Here is a 20,030-nt window from a genome sequence, read left to right on the forward strand (position 1 = left end):
TCGTGGGGTTTGACGTTGAAGTTGGCTCAAGTACCTTTCATCTGTAGGTTCTTTAGTTATTGTTCTTTCTGTCTTTTAAGAAAGAAGAATCCGCCTAGCAGCAACAGGACACCCACCAGCAGGTAATTGAACAAGTCGGTGGCGGTATCCGGAAGCAAGGAGCCTTTTTGCTTCGTCTTCTGTTTCTCTTTGTTGACCGGCGTCTTCGCGTTCGTCACGGTCAGTTGGACCGATTTTTCTTGGCTGTAGACGATCGTGAAGCTCACTGGGGTCGCATCCCGCTGATAGCCGGCAGGCGCTTGTGTCTCGACGAATTGATAGTCGCCTGGGCGCAGGCCGCTGATGCTGATTTTACCTTCCGCATCCGTGACAAGGTCGGTTTGGATTGTCTTGCCGGTTGCGTCCTGCAGTTCGAAGCGCGCTCCTGCCAATACGTGCTGTTTGTCTACTGCATCGACTTTCGTCAATGCCACAGCGCCGGTAATCAGTTCGTTCTTTGCCAGAACGGTCAGAGCGATTTCCTGTCCTTTCGCGATCGTGAAGGCGATCGGCGTTTCGTCCAGTTGATAATGCTGTGGTGCTTTCGTTTCGACGAAGCGGTAGTTGCCCGGCTTCAGATCATCCACATGCAGTTCACCGTCTTTGTCCGTCGTCAAGCTTTCGCGGATGATTTCTCCGGCTTCGGTCTCCAAGCTGAATTCCGCACCAGTCAGGACGCGTTCGGGATCGTGTTTGTCGACTTTCGTCAGGATAACGCCGCCGGTCGTCAATTCGTTCGTGGCTGTCTTAATCAGCGTCTCCAATTGACCTTTTTCGATTGTGAAAAGGATAGGCGTTTCGTCTAAATCATAACCGAATGGCGCTTTGATTTCAACGAATTGATAGTCGCCCGGTTTCATTTCGGTTACGCGGATGCTGCCGTCTGCATCGGTCATCAACTTCTCTTTTAGCAGCTTCCCAGAAGCATCGCGCAGTTCGAAGACAGCGCCAGCTACTGGGAGGGTCTCATCATCGAGGTCGACTTTGATCAGTTCGACAGAGCCGGTCGTTAATTCGTTTTCGGCTTGCACTTGGACGGTTGTCGTCGGTCCCAATTCGATAACAAACGGAATCGGAGTGGCATCCAGATCATAGCCGAACGGTGCTTCCGTTTCGACGAATTGGTAGTTGCCAGGTTTTAGTCCTTCGACCAGGATTTGGCCTTCTGTATCGGTGATGAGACCGGCCTGGAGTGTCTTACCGGTTGCATCCTGCAACGCGAAGACAACTTCCGCCAACGGTTGGCCGGCATTGTCGCGGTCCACTTTTGTCAGTTCGACTGCCCCTGTCGTCAAGACGTTCGACGCGGCTGCGTTCACGGTTTTCACATCCGCAGTCGTGCGGGCTTTGGCGATTGTGAACGGAATCGGAGTGGCATCCAGATCGTAGCCGAACGGTGCTTCCGTTTCGACGAATCGATAGTCGCCAGGCAACAGACTCTTGACGGAGATGGTGCCGTCTTTATCGGATGTGAGTTCCGCTTGGATCACTTTGCCATCCGCAGTTTGGAGCGCGAAGACGGCACCAGCAAGTGGGGCACCTGCGTTATCCGCATCTGTCTTCGTCAACAGCACTTGGCCGCGAATCAGTTCGTTTTCGGCCGTCAGTTGGAGTGCTTCCTCTTGACTGTTCTCGATCACGAACACGATTTTTTCTTTCAACAATTGGTAATAGTCAGGTGCTTTGGTTTCGACAAGTTGATAGCTGCCTGGTCTCAGATCGGTGATGCTGATCTGTCCGGCTGCATCGGTCGTCAAATCTTTCTGCAGCACGTTGCCATCCGCATCCTGCAGTTCAAAGACTGCGTCCGCAAGTTTGTCAGCGCTGTGTTTGTCGACTTTCGTCAATACGACTGATCCAGGGATCAATTCGTTTTCGGCTGAGACTGTCACAGCTTTCTGTTTCTCGGTCGACGCACTTCTTTCGATCGTAAAGGTCAGTTTTTCGGCATCCAACTGATAGTTGGTTGGTGCTTTTGTTTCTACAAAGTAGTAGTCGCCTGGCTTCAGGTCTTCCACAAGCACGTTGCCCTCAGCGTCCGTCGTCAGGTTTTCCTTGATGACTTCGTCTTTTTCATTGAAGAGTGTGAATACGGCTCCGGCCAATGCTTCGCCGCTGGTGCCGTCAGTTTTGGTCAAGAGAACGTTGCCTGTGACCAGTTCGTTCGGCGCTTCCACTTGTACTGTTTGCGTTTCACCGGCTCTCACTTCGAAAGCGATCGGATCGGCATTCAGTTGGAAAGCATTCGGAGCTTTCGTTTCAACAAATTGGTATTTCCCAGGTTGCAGGTTCGCCACGAAGATTTGTCCATCGTCGTCGGTGCGCAAGATTGGGTGGATGACTTTCCCGTCTTCACGGAGCAGCTTGAACTCTGCAGCTTTCAAGGTTTCTTTCGCATCGTCTGCATTGAATTTGATCAAGGTAACCGATCCGAGCTTCAGGTTTTCGGCCTTCACTATGGTCGCTTCGGTTTGTTTTTCCGCAATCGTAAACACAATCGGTTCGGCCAACTTTTGGTAGCCTTCCGGTGCTACGATCTCAACGAAGCGGTATTCTCCCGCTTCCAAGTCGCCTTTATAGATGATGCCATCCTTGTCGGTCGTTAGGTTTGCGACCGTCTTGTAGGTATCGCCGACTTTCTGTTGCAGTTCAAATACTGCGCCTTCCAGCACAGCGCCGGTTTCTTTGTCCGTCTTGGTCAGTTCTACCGCCCGGATGATCTTTTTGTTGGCGATCGTGAGTGTGCTCTTCTCAGCATCGACGGTCGCCGTCTGTTGATCCTTGATGCCGACCACATAGCCTTCCGGCGCGCCGGCTTCTTTCAGGATGTAGTCGCCGTACAACAGATTGTTGAACACAGCCTTGCCGTCTTCGCCGGTCACGTACGTGCGCAGCGCGATTGAGCCGGTCTTGTCGTACAAAGTGAAGGTCGCGCCAGCCAGCGTTGCTTTCGTCTTGGCGTCGACTTTGGTCACTTCCAGGCTACCGATTTTCCCGTCGATCCCGCCTTCGATACCGGACATCTGAATCCGTTCACGGACAGAACTGTCCGTCGGCACGCCAACGGTCTCTTCGCCGTTGAAAGTCGCATCATTCGAGATGTAGCCGTCGTTTTTGTAAAGGATGTATGTTTTGTATTCCAAAATATACGCTCTTTCGATCTGTTTGTCCGTGAAGGCCAGCGTGAAGGTCTCCGATCCGTCTGCATTTTCTTTGAAGACGATCGTATAGTCTTTGCCTTCCTCAAGAACGGCGCTCTTTTGGATCTGGGACGCAGTTGTCGTCGTGGCGTACAGTCGGAATGAATCCTTCTGGATGGCTTGATTCTTGCTCGGCGTATCTGTCAGAGTGACGTTGGATACGGTCGATTGCGCATAGTTGATGTTGACTGACCAGTTCACGACGCGCGGGTTTGCCGCATCCTGGGCTGCCTGTTTTTTCGTGTATTCGCCGCCATAGGATGGAGATACCGTTGTCTTCAACTCGAAGGCCGGTTGATCACTTTTCACGATAGCGGTATTTGTGTAGGTTTTCTCTACCAATTGCTCTTTGAGATCAGTCTGGTAGGTGATCAGGTACGGCGTTGTGATATCGCCGAGTTTGACGCGGAATGCTGGTTCACCGTTCAGACCGGTGTAGGTCACTACTTCATATTCGCCTTCGTTCTGGCTGTTGCCGCGCGTCAGTTCCGCGCCTGCCGTGTAGCCGTTCGCTGATCCGGTCAGGTTCATCCGGTAGACGTGGATCGAAGCTGAATCGAAGTTCTGGTTGCCGGTAATGACATCCTCCACAACGACATCCTGCAAGGTTGCCTTGTTGTAGTTGACGCCGATCTTCCAGTCGATGACTTTGGTCGCCAGGTTGTAAGCTGCGCCTTTGAATCCATTAGCCTTCGTATACGTATCCGGATTGAAGGTTGCCGAACCGTTCGCTTCGCCGGAACCGCTCGAACCGTCGTTGGCCCAAACCATGTGGACGCTGTTTTTGTAGGATCCGTTCGTGTCCGGTTCGGTTTGGTCGTGGTTGATGTCGGTTGTGTAACTGATGACGACTTTTTTGCTGATGGTTGCAGCGAAGGCAATCGTCAGTTGGCGGGTATTCGCGTCAAAGGCCCAAGTGTATTGGTCCCCTGCCGTCCAAGCTTGCCCATTATGGGTGATCACAGGATCCCTCGGGGTGAAGCCTGACGGAAGCGTGTCGGTTACGGTTACGCCTGTCATGGTGTACTCATCGCCGTTCAGCGCGATTGTCCAGGCGGTCGTTTTGTCGTTGTAGTTGGTATTGCCGGAATTGTTCGCTTTCAGCAGGACTTGTTGGCCGATGCCTTGGGTTGCTTCGTCCTTGTTGCCGAATCCATCGGTGATGCTGTTCTTGACGGAAAGTCCCGCTTCTACGCGGTTCTCGGCGGTCGTCTTGTAGACGATCTTGTAGGCGTTCGTCAAAGCATCGTCGAATTGTAGGCTGAAGCCGGTATCGGTTTTGGTGATTGTGTAATTGTCCACCGCAACTTGGCCCGTTTCCGCGCCCGTATTCGGATCGATCGTCACGCGGTAAACAGTAAAACCGTCCTTAGGCGTGCTTGTGTAAACAAGTTTTTGATTCGATCCGAAGGTGTCCGTCAAAAGGGCCTTGTCCTGCGGAATCGCTTTTTCATTGTAATTGTACTTCACTTCCCAGCTGATCGTCTGGGTCCGGCTGTCGTAAGCTTTTGCCGTTTTGTCGAGCGGTACTCCGCGTTTGACCGCGACTGTCGCTTGCGCAGATACCGGTTCCTGATTTGAGCCGCTCAGGCTGACATTGTTGCGGTAGCTGGTCCCGGCATCATCCTGAATGACAGTTTCATAGACCAAACGATAGGCCGAATCGATCGTGCCGAGTTGGAGCGGGAAAGCCTCGCCGAAACCGTGGTCGGTCACTTCAACCGTCTTCGTTTCGTCAATCGTGCCGTCCGCGTTCATGGAAAGCTTGTAGACTTTCAGCGAGCCTGCCTTGAAAGTATGCTCGCCGACTGCCGCTGCGTCGGTTACGACGGCATCTTCAATCACGCTCAGATTCTTGTTGAGATCGACGGTCCAGGTAATGGCCTTCGTATTGTAGGCCTTGTCCGGCACACCAATCTTGGCGATTGCGTTCGCGTTCGGGATGAACGTGATCGGATAAGTGATCGTCGCCCCGCCGGATACAGGGAAGTTGATTTCCGTGTCCGCCTGGCCTTTGTAGTGTGCATCGAACTCGGAGAACAGTTTGATGTAGCCGCTGATGTCGGAGTTCTCTTCGATATTCTCGTTGAACGTAATCACGATTTCGCGGTCGCTCGTGACGATGAACGATCCGAAGACGGTGCCGTCTTGGGACTTCAGCTCGGTTGCCTCCGGATTCGGCAGCACTTTGAACACTTCTGGGATGACGATCGTGTAAGTTGATCCGTCACCATAGCTGTGCCCGTTCGGCAAGGCGAACGAGTAGTTGATTGCAACTTGGAAGACGTCGAACGGATTGTCAACCGTGATCTCTTCACCTGGGACCAGGACTACTTCGGTCCCGTCAGGCAGCCGTTCCAGCAAGTCGACATCCGTGATCAGGTTTTCCGTGATCACCTGCGCTGAATAACCAAGGCTTCTTGCCATCAACGCTGGTGTTGCGGCTGCAGGTTGTTCCACTTCCACGTCAGCTGCTTCAGGCTGTGCTTCAGTCGCTTCAGGTTCTGCTGCTGGGGTATTTTGGTCAAACTGCAGCAGAACCGTTTTTTCTGTTTCGGCAAGCTGGAACAACAGTGTGGCCTCTGTGGCTTCTGCGAGGACGGTCGCATCAAAGCCTGCTCGGATCGTCAGACTACCGAAAGCTTCCGGATGAGCCGCGGCCGCTGCGTTGAAGAGGATGGCCACTGTTCCGTCCAAATTTACCTGATAGGTCGCTATTTCGACCCCTTCATCCGACAGCAGGCTGCCTTGCTGTGGTTCCTTCACTTGCAGCTGCATCGGCAGCAGATAACTGAAGGTATCGTCCGTCTGCGCATCCACCCCGGTCAGCGACCAGTCATATGCGATCAGGACGTCAGCAGCGCTGGTGATGCTGGCCGCCTCATTCTGGCTTTCGCCGAGGACATTGCCTGTTTCGTCGGTGACATGCACATCAGTCAGGATGCTTTTTGTATTCTCGCTTGCTGCATAAATCGGCGCGAGGGCACCGGTCAATGTATTCAGCAACAGCACAAAGACTAAGGCGAAGGCACCCATTCTTCTTGGCCTGTATTTCCTACTCAGTTTCATTCTCTCTTCTCCTTTTGGCTAAACTGTTCATCTGGTTGTATCTTTGAAAATATACAGCTTTGAACTGCACAATATCTGCACATTCGTTTCAAGCGGTGCGCTGATTGCTGACTTGCGGATTCACTGCAGGTTTTCAATCCTGAGCGACACTGTCCTCGTCCACCGGATAAGCATAAATGATGTAGCGTTCCGGGGCGGGGCCGATGTAGCTGAAGGGATAACAGGTCGACAGCGTCAGCATTTCTTCCCCGCGCGGCGTGATGACGGTTGTGTCGTCGGCGGAGACGATTTCCGATGTGCGCATTTCGTATTCGAAGCGGCCGTAAACCATCTCGACGATGAACCGGTCGCCGGCCTGCAGTTCCCCAAGCCGTTGGAAAACCGTTCCGCGGTGGCCCGACAGCAGAATCTGTTCATTGCCGCCCGGCACCGCGGTCGTCGGATAATGGCCGACGCCCTTCACGAGCATCTCCTCGTCCGTCCCTTCGATGATGGGATACGTTTCGGCGAGCGCCGGAATCTTCAGGATGCCGATGATGTCGTCCGTTTGATAGTTCGACTCGCTTGTTGCACTGGCTTGGCCTGTCGTTGCTGCTTCTGCTTCAAGCGCATTCTGTCCGCTTTCATCCCGAGCCGCAATCAGCTCTTCGGCAACGGCCAACGCTTTTTCCGTGCTGGTGTGTTGCCAATGGAGCTGGTAAACGGAAAATCCGATCAGAACGATTCCGATTGCAAACAGACCGAAGCCGATTATTCTTTTCATAACACTCCCCCTTTCGGAACGTTTTTCTCAATAAAGTTTAAATAAATATATAAATTCTTATATCTTACAAACTAGCGCATTCATCTGTACAAATTCTGCACATATTTGACGGCTTGATTATTCATGTGACACAAGGTATCTTTGTGTAAGAAAGGAGCGGAGATACACGGGTATTTCCCTATCAATGGACAATGACAAATAAAAAAATATTTTGGAGAATTGCCTTATTCCTGTCGCTATTGGCAGCCTGCCGTCTGCTATGGCTCAATTCCTTCACTTTGCCAGACTCCCCTGTCGCCGAAAACGGGACACTCGATCTGCGGGATTGGGGGCCACTCACTGAACACACGCTCCCCTTGGACGGCGAATGGGCCTTTTATCCGGAGGCATTCTTGTTGGAGGACACAGGCGAATCAAGTACCTCCCTTCCGGAATACGTTTCAGTCCCGAGTATGAGCGCTAATAAGGATGGCGCATCCGGAAACTTCGACTTTGGTACTTATCGTTTGAAAATTCTGCTCGAGCCGGGAGAGGATACCAGCATCGGTTTGCGCATCCTGAGTGTCAGCAGCGCCTCGGAAGTCTACATCAATGGGGAGCTCGTGGCCAAAAATGGTGTTATCGCGAAAACCGAAGCAGGCTACACACCGTTAAACCGGCCACAGAACCTGTACTATACCGTGAACGAAACGGGCATAGTTGATGTCGTCATCCATTATGCCAATTTCCATCACCCCTTTGAAGAAGGCATTACGCAGTCGATCACTTTCGGTCTGATCGCACCGTTCACCAGAAATTTGAGCCTTTCGATGAATATCGTCATCCTTTCCTGTATCATCTATCTTATCCATGCGATATACAGTCTGCTCGTTTACTTTTTGGGCGGTAATGACAAGCGCCTTATCCATTTTTCCAATATGATCATTTGTATCATTCTGGGAACGCTGATCAGTGAAAGGCTTTTATTTGAATGGATTCCGCTGAATTACGAGTGGCGGACAAAAATCATATTTATCACTGTGCTCATCGGGGGATATTCGCTTTTCCACACCATCAAACAACAGTTGCCGCCGTTTTGGACGGATATTTTTTCGCGATTCTACTCGATCGTTACTTATGCGGCGTTGGCACTTGTTTTGCTGCTTCGGGCCCAGTTGAACTTTCAATTGACTCCCTTTTACATCATTCTTACACTTCTTCCTTGCATGCTGACGCCGTTGATGCTCGTCTATGCGACGAAACGGATTGACGAGGATAATTTCTTCCTGCTTTTGGCTGGAGTCGCTTCTTTGTGGAGCCTGTTCTGGCTGATTGTCAATGAAATCTTTTCAATCAGGATGGTCTCTTATCCGTTCGATCTTATGATTGCGTTGTTTTGTTTTTCCGGTTATTGGTTCAAACGCTATTTCCGGATTTTACGGCAGTCACAGGAACTGACTAGTAAATTGCAGGCTGCGGATACGCAAAAGGATGAATTTCTGACGACCGTAGCGCACGAGATGCGCAATCCGTTGCATGCTATCCTGAACATCACTGACTCTGTGATCGAAAAGGAAATCGGCCGGATCAGTGCGCCAGCCAAGAACGATTTGGAGCTGCTGCAGGCGATTGGAAAGCATATGTCCACCCTTTTGAACCTCTTGCTGGATCTGGAGCAATTCAATCTGAACCTGATGCATCTGAATCAGAGGAATGTGTCTTTACAGAATACAACTGGAGCGGTTCTGGATATGATCGGCTACCTGACTGACGGTAAAACCGTCCGATTGGTAAGCCGGATACCGGAGGACTTTCCTCTTATCTACGCCGACCAAAACAGACTGATTCAGATTCTGTTCAACTTACTGCACAACGCGGTCAAATACGCTGACGCGAGTGAACTGGCCGTATCAGCGGCAGTCGTCGACGGGGTCGCGCAAATTGAGGTAAGTGACGATGGGGTCGGAATCGATTCTAACCAACTCGATGCTCTGTTCGACCGCTATACTCAAGCGTCAACACACAACCGTGTCACCGACAATAGCGGCATTGGCATAGGCTTAAACATCTGCCAGCGACTCGTGAACCTGCATGGTGGCGAACTCAACGTATCGTCGATCGTGGGTGAAGGTACGCTGTTCACCTTCACACTTCCACTGGCTGTAGCGATAGATTCAAATGGTTATGAGACCGCTATTGCGGAGCCAGCAGTAGCGGGGCGTGGACCAGTGGAATTTATGACTGTGGGCGTCCAAACGGTTGCTGAGGAAGACAGCAGTCCAATGATGCGTACTGCACAATTTGCGGAAACCATTTCGCAGAAGGGGCAGTACGGCGTGGCAGATGTAATCCGGTTGCTTGCGGTCGATGATGATCCGGTAAACCTTAAAATCCTTCAGACCCTCTTCCCAGCTCCCGACTACGCCGTTTCAACAGCAGCCAACGGTATAGAAGCTATAGCGCTCCTTGAGCGAGGCTCTTGGGATATCGTGGTGGCTGACGTGATGATGCCGCACATGTCCGGCTATGAACTGACGCGCCGGATCCGCAAACGATTCACTTTGTTTGAATTACCTATCCTCTTGCTTACGGCGCGTGGACAAGCAGAGGATATCGTTTCCGGTTTCCGTGCGGGTGCGAATGACTATGTGACGAAGCCGATCGAAGGATATGTGCTGAAGGCTCGGATCAACACATTGGTTCATTTGAAAGCCTCCATCAACGAACGGTTTCGGATGGAGGCTGCGCTTCTTCAGGCCCAGATCCAGCCACACTTTTTATTCAATACGATCAACTCGATTGTTTCCCTGGCTGAAAGCGACATCGGGAGGATGACGGAACTGCTGATTGCGTTCGGCGACTACCTCCGCTACAGCTTTGGTTCCGAAAATGCACAGCCGCTCGTCCCGATACGGCATGAACTTGACCTCCTGGAAGCCTACCTATTCATTCAAAAACAACGCTTCGGTGACCGAATCCATATTTTTTGGGACGTGGACGAGTCGCTTTCATTCAAAATTCCTCCACTCTCGATCCAGCCGATCGTCGAAAATGCGATCAAGCATGGTATCTTGAAACGCATCAAAGGTGGTACAATACAGATCCGCATCGCCAAAGAAGTGGACACCATTACGGTCACAATACGTGACGACGGCGTCGGGATGAGCGCTGATCAGGTCGACTTGTTGCGGAAAGGTCACTCCGACAATGGTATCGGCATCCACAACACCAACCGACGCCTGAAACAGCTATTCGGGAAGGAACTGACTATCTTTAGTATTGTGGATGATGGTACTACGGTGTTCTTTGAGGTACCGAAAGAGTGAGTGGATTTTTATGGTAGTGGTTGTCGTTGGGGTTCGCCGAGATCTCCGACGAAACAGGGTTTGGCCGGAGCAAGCCCGTTGGATTCGGATTGGTCTTCCGGCGGAGCTTGCGCCCGCCGGATTTGCTTGTCCGCTATCTGTCTGTACTCCTATGAGCTAGGCTTCATCGGAGTTACAGGCGTGGTTTTGGATGTGTGGTCAGACGCAGGATGTTTTTAGCTGATCAGCAGAAACCAATAATGCGCAAAAAAGCCGTAAAACACTGACAATCATAGTGTTTTACGGCTTTTGCTTTTGACCTTCTTTTTCAGACAGAATTGCCCCAGTCTTTCATTTTGTACTTCTTACGCAATTTGGCCGAAGTAGAATGCTTGGCGTTCATCGCAGGCGTTTATAGTTTCCTCGCTCCTTTGGACTACATTCATGACAAAGTTCCCAAGTAGCTTATCCTCGGAATTATTTATTAGCTGGCTAGGGTGGTCTCTCCAAAACAGAGATAACTCCCTTAAACGAACGTCAAAGGCATCATAAAGACAGATTCCGGCACATAAGTACGTCTTTAAAGTTTTGTCTATCACATTTTTACCAAATCACTCAATAAACGAGTGGACATTCGAAGCGATTGCAAGCTCCTCAATATAAGCATACACTTCATTTTCTAAGTATCCTTCTTTTAGTAGTGATGCTGCTACTAGCGAGTATTCGTTGATGAGATTCGTCTGAAAGATACTACTGTCATCCGTGTTTATAGAAACAGCTAATTGAATGCTATCTTGGTCACCCAACAATGCCGGTCCACTGATTGCTAATGCAGGAATTTCTGAATATTTAGTCATAATTGAGATTTTCTTATTAGATGTCGGATTTGCTTCAATATACACATGCATATTACGTATTTTTATTTTCAAAAGCCGTTGTGCAAGTTTTACACACTCTTTATATTTGTCAGTGACCTTTGTTTGAAAAGGCGATTCTGCACGTTCTCTATAATTTGGATCGAAAGAATAACGCAGAAAGAGCATGCGTGCCTTTTTATTCAAGAACGACTGTTTATGATGCTTGTTACTTGTATTAAACTTATATTCAAAAAATCGTAAGTTGTCATATGACTCATTTTTTAAATCAAAATGAGTATCTGGGCAGTCTCCCCTTAGATAAATGGATGCTAAGTAGTCATCGAAACTAGGAATATCCTCAGTAGGAAGCGTGGACTCAAATAACTGGAATTTGTATTTTTCAAATTCGTCACGCAAGTACAGCAATAGCGCTGCATTTGATCCTCCTTCTAACAGGATTGCATATAACCAAGCGAGGTCATCTAAATAATCACCCAGAGAACAAATAACATTATCTCGCTTCACCTTAAAATAATGATCTGGATCTATTCCTAATGCCAAAGCATGTCCTAGCCGATCATTTGCACGGTAATCCAAAAACTGCAGAACTTCGTCGATTGCCCTCAACCCGTTACACAACGTCGAAAATTCCTCTCCCACATGGAACGTTGCACCGATAACGCTCTCCGTTGGACTACAGTTTCTAATTTTCCGATAAGTCGGTCCATACAATTCAGGTCGATTATTTTTTTCAAAATTAGCGGTGTCAATTCCAACAATTTTATTTTCAGCATTTTTTTCGAGGTACGTTATCGCTTCCAGCAAAAATTCAGACTGACTATTCAAGTCCATGCGTTTGTTATATTGGTCAGTGATATGATTTTCGCTTGGTTTTTTCAACATTTTTATAAAATGAATAATCAATCCATACCGAATCTTATTTAGCGTCGCCCCTGTTCCATTTAACTCTCTTTTTGCTTCTTCAAATTCTTCTTCATTATATCGATCGATATCAGCAATTAATGAAACATATTCCGAGATATTCTCTTTTGGACCAATTCTCAACTCAATTTTCTTAATATATTTCTCCCTATAATATTTATGAAATACGCTCTGGATAATCGCACAATCACTATCTTTGTCATCCACAAAATGGTTTTTGTTGTCTTCTTTTTCCTTGAATCTGGAAAATCCCATTCCCAGATTGTCTTGCACGAATTGAAACTTTAATGCCGTCATACCAGCTATATATAGATTGAACAGGTAGCCAATAAAATTGGAATCTTCTTCAGATTTGTAAATAAATTCCATGATTTGTTTCATGAAATCACTCTCAGAAAGTGCAAAACTAGTTAAGTCATTTGAGGGATATTTTTGATCCTGAAGAAAGTTTTCATATTCTTCAAAATTACGAATTTTTTTGTATAGACCAACTACCGAGAGTGTGTTGATGACATCTTGCGACTTTAATATGCGATCAATATTCTTCTTGAATATTGTTGTTATCTCTTTAATTTTATCTTCATCTTCCCGTAGACTACAAGATAGGATTATTCGGATCACTTTGAACTTCAAAACAAATTGAAGCAATTCATTTTTATTTTCGGGGGTCTTTCGAAATTCTTTAAATATGCCGTCAGAGTTGACGAATTGCTCGTACCTGTTTATATCGCTTAAATCTTTTTTTACAAATGACCGCCAGTTAATTTCTTCTGTATAGCCTGATGCCTTTAAATGCATGTGATTCTCGGATAATCTGTTGCGCCGCATAATGTCATAAATCCGCTTATTGTTATGCGCTAACACACTATTTAAAGGGGCCTGATTCATTTTTAGATCTTTTTGGATTACGTAAGCTGATAAAAATAACTTAGTGTCCAGTTTATTTCGATAGCCATCCCATTCCAATAAATCAAAAAAATCTACGTACATTTCTTTGTTCGATTGATGAAAAATTTCATTTGAGACTAAAAAAATGAGGTAAACGGAATTTGCACTGCCATATTGTCTCTTTAATATTTCTGCTAAGTTGCTTAGAAGTACTTCCAAGTCCTCTCGGTTATAATTATCGGGATAAACCTGTAGATACTTGTTGATTACCTCCGTTTGAAACTCCCAGTTATTCAGATTGAATTTTTCCAGTATCTCACTGTAGTTGGTAATAGTAATTGGTTGGTTGAAATGTTCAAACACCAATTCACGGTAAATGATTCTGAGTACACGGTCTATGTCTCTATAAAAAAATTCATGACGTTTCATAACTAGTTATCCTGGCTTTCAATTTCTGAACGCTCAGGATTTGTGCTTAGATCTTCAATTATAAACTCCTCCAATTCTCTCATTATTTCCCAATCTTTATCTTTTAGTCCGTTCTTATTCCCTGGTTCAATTAAGAGCTCTGCTCTTTTTATATCATCTAAACTTAAAACTGTTAGCCATAATGAACCATATGTTTTTTTAAAACCTCTGAAAAAATTTTTGCCGTCTTTAGCAAGTTTAGAATCTATTGCTTTTTTGTAAAGCCCTATTAACTTATTATTTGCGAGTCGTTGATCGATTACTTCTCTAGCCTCAAGATATTCGCTAATTTCATTTTTTGAAAACAGAGGGATATATTCTGTAGAAATTCTACTTATATTTTCTTCAAATACTCCAAAAAGTGGTACAACCATTTTGTTGCGCATCGCTATCTCTTCTACAGTTCTAAGCTGGCTCCCAATTATACTCTCATTGACACAATCGTAAGCGTATTCCCACGCTTCAATTTCATTTTTTAATGACTGTCTTGTATAATTTTTCCGAACAAAGAAGTCTAAATCAAACATCGAATAAAATACGTACATCTTGGGATTTTCAGCAGAAAACTCTTTAATTACTTCCATTAAATAATCTAAATCAGTCAATTGAGCGTATGGATCAATATGATATTTTCTATTAAATTTAAAATTCTGCTTTTTGAAGAACTCCCTATATTGCATTTGACTCCATTTAAGCGTATAGGCTAATGCTGACTTTCCTTTAGTTTCTATCTCTCCTTTTGCTGCTATATCGCTGTATACAATTTTTCGGATAAATTCCTCCTGTTCTCCTGAATAGCTTAGAAATGTTTCACCGGAAACTATATAGTCATTATAATAATAAGAATCAGGCATTATTTTACCTCTCACTAAGCACCTATATTTATCCAATCCAATTCGATTTTCAATATCATCTAATGCATCTGATTCGCTTAGGCTATAGTAGTTCATGGATGCCTCAATAAAAGCAATTAAACTCTCCACTGAGTACATTATTTTAATGCCATATATCAATTGCAAGCGATCTTCAGAATTTCTGAACGCTGCTTTATAAGTTTCCAGCGCAGAGAAAACGTCACCAAGGCTCGAATTATAGGATTGTTTGTTCATTATTATTTCTTCAGAAGGAGATAATTCACGGTCTTTGCGCAACTCTTGAACCTTTGAAAATAATTTTGTGCAAATAAAAATATTCCTCGAGAAGGCGTCCCTTTTCAACCATTCATTCAATATTCCAAATGATTCTTTTGATAAGTCCTCGCTAAATTTTGAAATTATATAGTTTCTGTAACTAAAAATATTATCTTTTAGTGCTGTAAATTGATTAATTATTTCTACATGTTTTTTTTGTTCACTATTGTTCATTTCCACTATTTTTTGATAATTGTTCATTTTGTGTAATACTTCTAAGTACTGCAAAGCTCCCCTAATGCTGCTTGGATATACAAAACGTGTATACTCAAATTTATCAATAGGTTCAACCTGCAGCCTAATTTGCTCCATTACTTGCAACTGAACAAATTTTTGCAATGTTACGTCATCCCCATACTGATCAAAAAAGTCAGGGGTATTTTCAGTGATAAACGGACTCAGTATGCCCTTTACCTTAGTAGCAGAATCTATTTCAAGATAAACTCTTTGTGGTCGAGGTAAACTTTTCTCAACGAAATTGGCGCTTTGCTCTCTGAGCTCACTCAACTTGATTTCCTTATGCAGAAGCAAATGATCATTATCGACCGTTAGAGCATCCATTACTGAGTTAATGAGTTGTTCTTCTCGATACGCTATGAAAATGATTAATTTTTGTTGATTTTTCAGAAAATCAACTATATCATGCAACATTTGACTCATAACTGTGTTGGGTACTAAATCCAAATCATCGACTTGAAGCGCAATATATAAATATTTATTTTCATTATAATTTATCACATTCAAAAAATATTCAATAAGTTCATTTATTTTCTTGCGAAAATTTTGCTGATCTTGTATATGTGTCAGTACTTCCATCCCTGAATTTTTTTCTGAAAAGGCACTTTTTTCGATTCGTCTATTTTTTAGTACTGTGATTATTTCATTTACGATGCTAGTAAAACCGGTTTTATCCTGAAAATATTTATTATCCAAACGATTATTATCTCGGATATCTTCTACTTCACTTTTTAGCATTGCAACAAAAAGTTCTACAATATCTAATTTCCCATCAAAAATAGTAGGGTCTATCTTCGGTAAAACATATATTCCATCATTGTTATTCTCGGAGGGTAAATATTTATTCGTTGTTAGGGCCTCACCTAACGTTTCTTCAAAGGAACTTTTCCCTGTTCCACGGTCTCCGATTATACTAAAGATATTATTGATATTATTTTTTGTACTATTATTATCCTTACTTGTTACAGACTTTACCCACTCGAGGGCGTCTTTCAATTGGTTTTTGTATAAATAATCACTTTCCTTTAATTCATCCAAAGATGTAAACTGTGTAAATAGGTACTCCGTTGTCGCGTTATTCCAATTTACTCGAAGATCTTGAAAAAAAATGCGTTCTCTTTTGTCTTCTGTCATATTATCACTCCCATTCTTTTTTCGTATAATATACCACAAGAAAGTTCCTCTATTGTGAATTATTTTCAATATTCGCTCTGAAATATAGTCTTTATTGGTATAGTTTTCCTTGAAATGAAAATACTGCATCGAAGGTGGTGCCCATTTTTGGGACCCATTTTCCGGGGAACCTATCCTTCTCGGAGGAGAGAATGTTGAAGGTCGTTCTCATTCGAGAAGCGGATGCTCGTCGGATGAGGAATGCCAGGATGATTGTCACCTCCGGTCAGTGCGGCTTCACCGGAGATTAGGCGCCAGGGAAATGCTGTTCTTCGATGCAAAAGGCGATCATTCCGTGGTGCATGGGGCAGTTCGCGGTGTTCACACTGCAGGGTGCGCCGTTCAGGGTTAGCGGTTGATGTACCGGCGCCAATCAAGAAGGTGGTCGTTAAAGTGGGGATGCAGGATAAGGCAATTGAAAAGCTTCAGTCATGAGGTGGTTCGAAGATAAGTATCCTATCGAAGTGTATTATTAAGATCCAAATTGTTCTGCAAGGTCGTAACTTTTGTATCTGTAAGTGACAAGCCTGAAGTGTATTGGTTCAGCGCTTGCTGGATGCCAGCAGTGCCACTTGGCAGGTTTTCCCACTCGATAAATGCACCTTCTGAAAGTTTCACTGAAGAAACGGTTGGCACAAGTTAAATATTCTCTGAAAATAAAAATCTGAACGCAAACAGGCCAAGCAAGGTTAACTCTTGCTTGGCCTGTTTTACCTTCTCTAAATATAGAAATATAATGATTGAATCAAATAGTCTTCTTCATACTTCGTCGCCAACTTAAACAGCTGTCGTTTCATCGTTGCCAAGCTACCGGTAGTGTTGCGGTAATTTCCAATACTTTTCTCGAAAGCTGCGCGCTCCTGTGGTGTCGCTTTTTTTTTGAAATACCCCCATACATGCTGGGCTGCATTCTCGGCGGCACCAGTTTGTATCTCCTTTGTAAGAGCGCCCTCAATCAGGCTGTAGAATTCTCTTACCGGATAGGTAGTCTTGTCCTTCAAGAGCGTTCGGATAGCTTGGTAGTCGGCAGCAGATTTTTCGAGGATTGTATACTTGTATCGTCCCCACTCTTTTTCGAGCAACGCTATGCGATTATTATCAGTTGTTGCGTTTTGACATTTAATGGCGGAGAGGTTTTTGTCCTTCACTTCCAGCATGATATCGATGGCTTGGTCTTCTAGCTGGTTGTAAAACTGGAGGAAGGTTTCCAAGTCGATAGTATCGGTGTGGGCACCTGGTCGTTTGCTAGGAGCCTGCTGGGAGTAATGGATTTTCTGCTTGCCGTCCGCCTCTTTCCAGGTATTGTTGGCTTCGGCGATCCAGTACTGGTCATTTCCCCCTGAAGGCGGCGGATTGATGGCATGATGCAGGTTGTCGAATACCGACGGGATCTGGAGTCGATTCGCCAGTTCGAGGACTTCTTCGATATTGTAGAGCCGATCGTCGTTCTCAATGATAAGTCGGTTTTTGACACTTTCCGGCAGGCACTGGAAGTTCTCTGCAAAGCGATTGAGCGCCGCTTCTTTATCCCCGTAGATGCCGCCGACATGCAAGACGATTTTGTTCGTGGTATCAGTGCCGAGCGCGGTCAGGATTTTGGCATGATAAATCAGATCCTCGATGGCGCGCTCGACAACATCTTCGGTCGGCGAATTCAGGACGGTGTATTGGCCCGGGTGGAACGATACCCGCATGCTGCCTCTGCGGATTTTGGCACCGATGCGATCGAATACTTCCTTATGGGTTTCCGGCCAATCAAGTATGTTGACCGGACTCGAACCGAAAGGGATCAGGTCTGAACTGATGCGATAGAGCCGGATGTCATTGGCGATGTTGTAGTCGACCATTCGCTCTAAGGCGGCGATGTTGTGCGCGGTCACCTCCGTCAGTTTCTCCGGAGTTGCGTTCCGTTGCATCACGCTGCGGATGTTTGTGTTGGGTGTGCCAATGTTCAGGCAGGCATAGCCGATTGACATAGTGGTCCTCCTTTGGGTTTTCAGTTTGATATTTTTGGTTTCTTTGGATCAGCTCTCGTATCTTTTGCGGAAATCATTCAGTAATTCATCGAACATCCGGATGCCGTTGGCTGCGCTAGCGGCATCGGCTGGACTTTTCGCTGTTCCATTCAGTTCGTCGACGACAGTTTGGATGAACGTCATGGCGACATGTTCAGGGGTTTCGAAAGTATAGGTCGTTGTTTCTCCGTCCTTGATGAGGCGGATCCATTCGAAGCTCGTGCCTTCGAAGACCAAAGTCCCTTCCGAACCGATGATCGTCACTTCATCCAAGTCGAAGTCCGCGACATAGCACCAGGCGGCCGAGCCGACGACGCCGTTTGCGAAGCGGAAGGATGCCGAGACGGTGTCCTCCACTTCATAGAGGTCAGCCCGATTCTCGACGATTCCGGTCATCGCGGTGATATCCCCGAAGAAATAAGCCAAGTAATCGAGCACATGGACTTGGATATCCAAGTCCTTCCCGCCTCCAGCAGCCGGCAACAGACGCCAAGGCAAGTTGTCTTTGTCCAAGTCTTCCGGAGCCGGCTGCTGGTATTGGCGGATTTCCACCAGTTGCGTTTGCCCGATGGCGCCCTCATCCAGCAGTTCCTTTATTTTCTGGAATTTTTCGAGCGCTCGCCGATAGAAGCTGACGAATACCAGCAAGCCTTTCTCATCGGCCGCATCCAGTATCGCTTGGCATTCCTCGAACGTGCGCGCCATCGGTTTCTCGATCAACGGCATCTTGCTCGCCGCAATCACTTGCATGGCGTAGTCGAAATGGGTGGCCGGCGGTGTGGCAATGTAAACTGCCGTGATTTCCTCGTCCGCTAGCAATTCCTCTACCGTTCCATACACCTGACCATGTCCATGGCGTTTCACCCAATCATGCGCCTTGGCTTCCGTGCGGTTGTATACCCCTTTCAATCGGGACCCGTTCGCTTTGTAGAGCCCTGGCCCGCTCTTCTTCTCCGTTACGTCGCCGCAGCCGATCATTCCCCAAACTGTCTCTTTCATAAATGACTCTCCCTTTTCTTAGCGAATTCTTGATTCGATTATATCATTTCAATATTATTAGTGCCTTTAACTACTTCACGTGTTCAAGAAATCCTTTGGATTATTGGTTTTTTTATTCATGCTACCGTCTGTCACGGCGGATGTCGACTGTTCTTGCTTCATTCTGATTCATACACCCGACCGAAACGTCGGATTTCAGTTGTTCGGCATTCTTTCCTCCTCCAACGATCGATATTATCCCTCCTGTCAGGCGTTCGTCATTCTACTCTCTACCAACAACCGACATAATGTTAAACTAATATTCTGAATATTCCAGAACAAATAAATGAATGTGGGCTTCGCCGGAATACTTATAGATAGTATCCTCCAAGTTCGCTTCCCGTAGGTTTGGTTTTTTCAGCATCTGAGAAATTAAAATCCTTGTTTATGCAAAATAATTCCCTTTATCAGATTGCTAGTCCTTTCCGAAAAAGATATACTCAATTTATCAATCGATAAGGAGGCAATTACCATGAAACTGCCAGTTATAAAAGGTATTGTCGATAAAGAGGGAAATATCGTTGCAATGAAGGTCCAAATCATAAATGCCGGTAAAGTGGTGCGCAATCTCACCTTGAAAATCGGGGAAGAGTACGTTGTATCACCTTTGAATCCCAAAAAAATGAAGAATAGGGGCAGACGTGTTCTGATTCGAGACTTTAACACAAATCAGAGAGGCGATGCAGAGGTAAGAGTAAAATATTTGGACAATAACAAAGCTGGTAAAGCTTTTGCTGAGGATTTAGACGTTATCTAATAGAATAAATTCACACATACAGAGAGCAGTTTGACGGACTCTATGGATTTGGCAGACACTTCTATCATTAGGTTCTAAAAGCCGTATTCTACTAAGTGCATATTTTCTGA

General features: G+C 45.9%; 8 protein-coding genes and 1 pseudogene. 2 read left to right on the top strand and 7 right to left on the bottom strand.

Translation table 11 applies throughout. The features are described from left to right. Positions 1-56: 56 nt before the first annotated feature. Both AC0J5I_RS00535 and AC0J5I_RS00540 read right to left on the bottom strand, forming a co-directional pair. Positions 57-6,308, bottom strand: coding sequence for a SpaA isopeptide-forming pilin-related protein (locus AC0J5I_RS00535; protein WP_475302006.1), 6,252 nt, complete (start codon positions 6,306-6,308; stop codon positions 57-59). A gap of 133 nt (positions 6,309-6,441) precedes the next feature. Then, entirely contained in the window at positions 6,442-7,071 is a 630-nt protein-coding gene (locus AC0J5I_RS00540) for a class D sortase (RefSeq protein ID WP_475302009.1), read from the bottom strand. Between the two features lie 191 nt (positions 7,072-7,262). Here AC0J5I_RS00540 and AC0J5I_RS00545 point away from each other — a divergent pair, with 191 nt between their 5' ends. Next, positions 7,263-10,376: an ATP-binding protein gene (locus tag AC0J5I_RS00545; protein WP_475302012.1), complete on the top strand. Its 3,114-nt coding sequence runs from the start codon at positions 7,263-7,265 to the stop codon at positions 10,374-10,376. Positions 10,377-10,966: 590 nt separating this feature from the next. On the opposite strand, the gene AC0J5I_RS00550 is transcribed toward AC0J5I_RS00545, so the two are convergent. From AC0J5I_RS00550 to AC0J5I_RS00570, 5 genes and pseudogenes are all read right to left on the bottom strand, one after another. Continuing rightward, complete coding sequence (locus AC0J5I_RS00550; RefSeq protein WP_475302016.1) at positions 10,967-13,471, bottom strand: hypothetical protein; 2,505 nt, start codon at positions 13,469-13,471, stop codon at positions 10,967-10,969. 2 nt (positions 13,472-13,473) lie between these two features. After that, complete coding sequence (locus AC0J5I_RS00555) at positions 13,474-16,071, bottom strand: hypothetical protein (protein ID WP_475302019.1); 2,598 nt, start codon at positions 16,069-16,071, stop codon at positions 13,474-13,476. A gap of 516 nt (positions 16,072-16,587) precedes the next feature. Continuing rightward, a pseudogene (locus tag AC0J5I_RS00560) lies at positions 16,588-16,743 on the bottom strand (PTS system mannose/fructose/sorbose family transporter subunit IID); the annotation flags it as partial. Positions 16,744-16,829: 86 nt separating this feature from the next. Continuing rightward, positions 16,830-18,086 carry a UV DNA damage repair endonuclease UvsE gene (uvsE, locus tag AC0J5I_RS00565; RefSeq protein ID WP_475302023.1) on the bottom strand — a complete coding sequence of 419 codons (1,257 nt, stop codon included), beginning with the start codon at positions 18,084-18,086 and terminating at the stop codon, positions 16,830-16,832. Between the two features lie 48 nt (positions 18,087-18,134). Then, positions 18,135-19,124, bottom strand: coding sequence for a Gfo/Idh/MocA family protein (locus tag AC0J5I_RS00570; RefSeq protein ID WP_475302025.1), 990 nt, complete (start codon positions 19,122-19,124; stop codon positions 18,135-18,137). Positions 19,125-19,635: 511 nt separating this feature from the next. Between AC0J5I_RS00570 and AC0J5I_RS00575 the strand changes: the two genes are divergently transcribed. Next, positions 19,636-19,920: a hypothetical protein gene (locus AC0J5I_RS00575; protein ID WP_475302030.1), complete on the top strand. Its 285-nt coding sequence runs from the start codon at positions 19,636-19,638 to the stop codon at positions 19,918-19,920. Positions 19,921-20,030 lie beyond the last annotated feature (110 nt).

The organism is Trichococcus sp. TS_SC_9 (assembly GCF_056156325.1).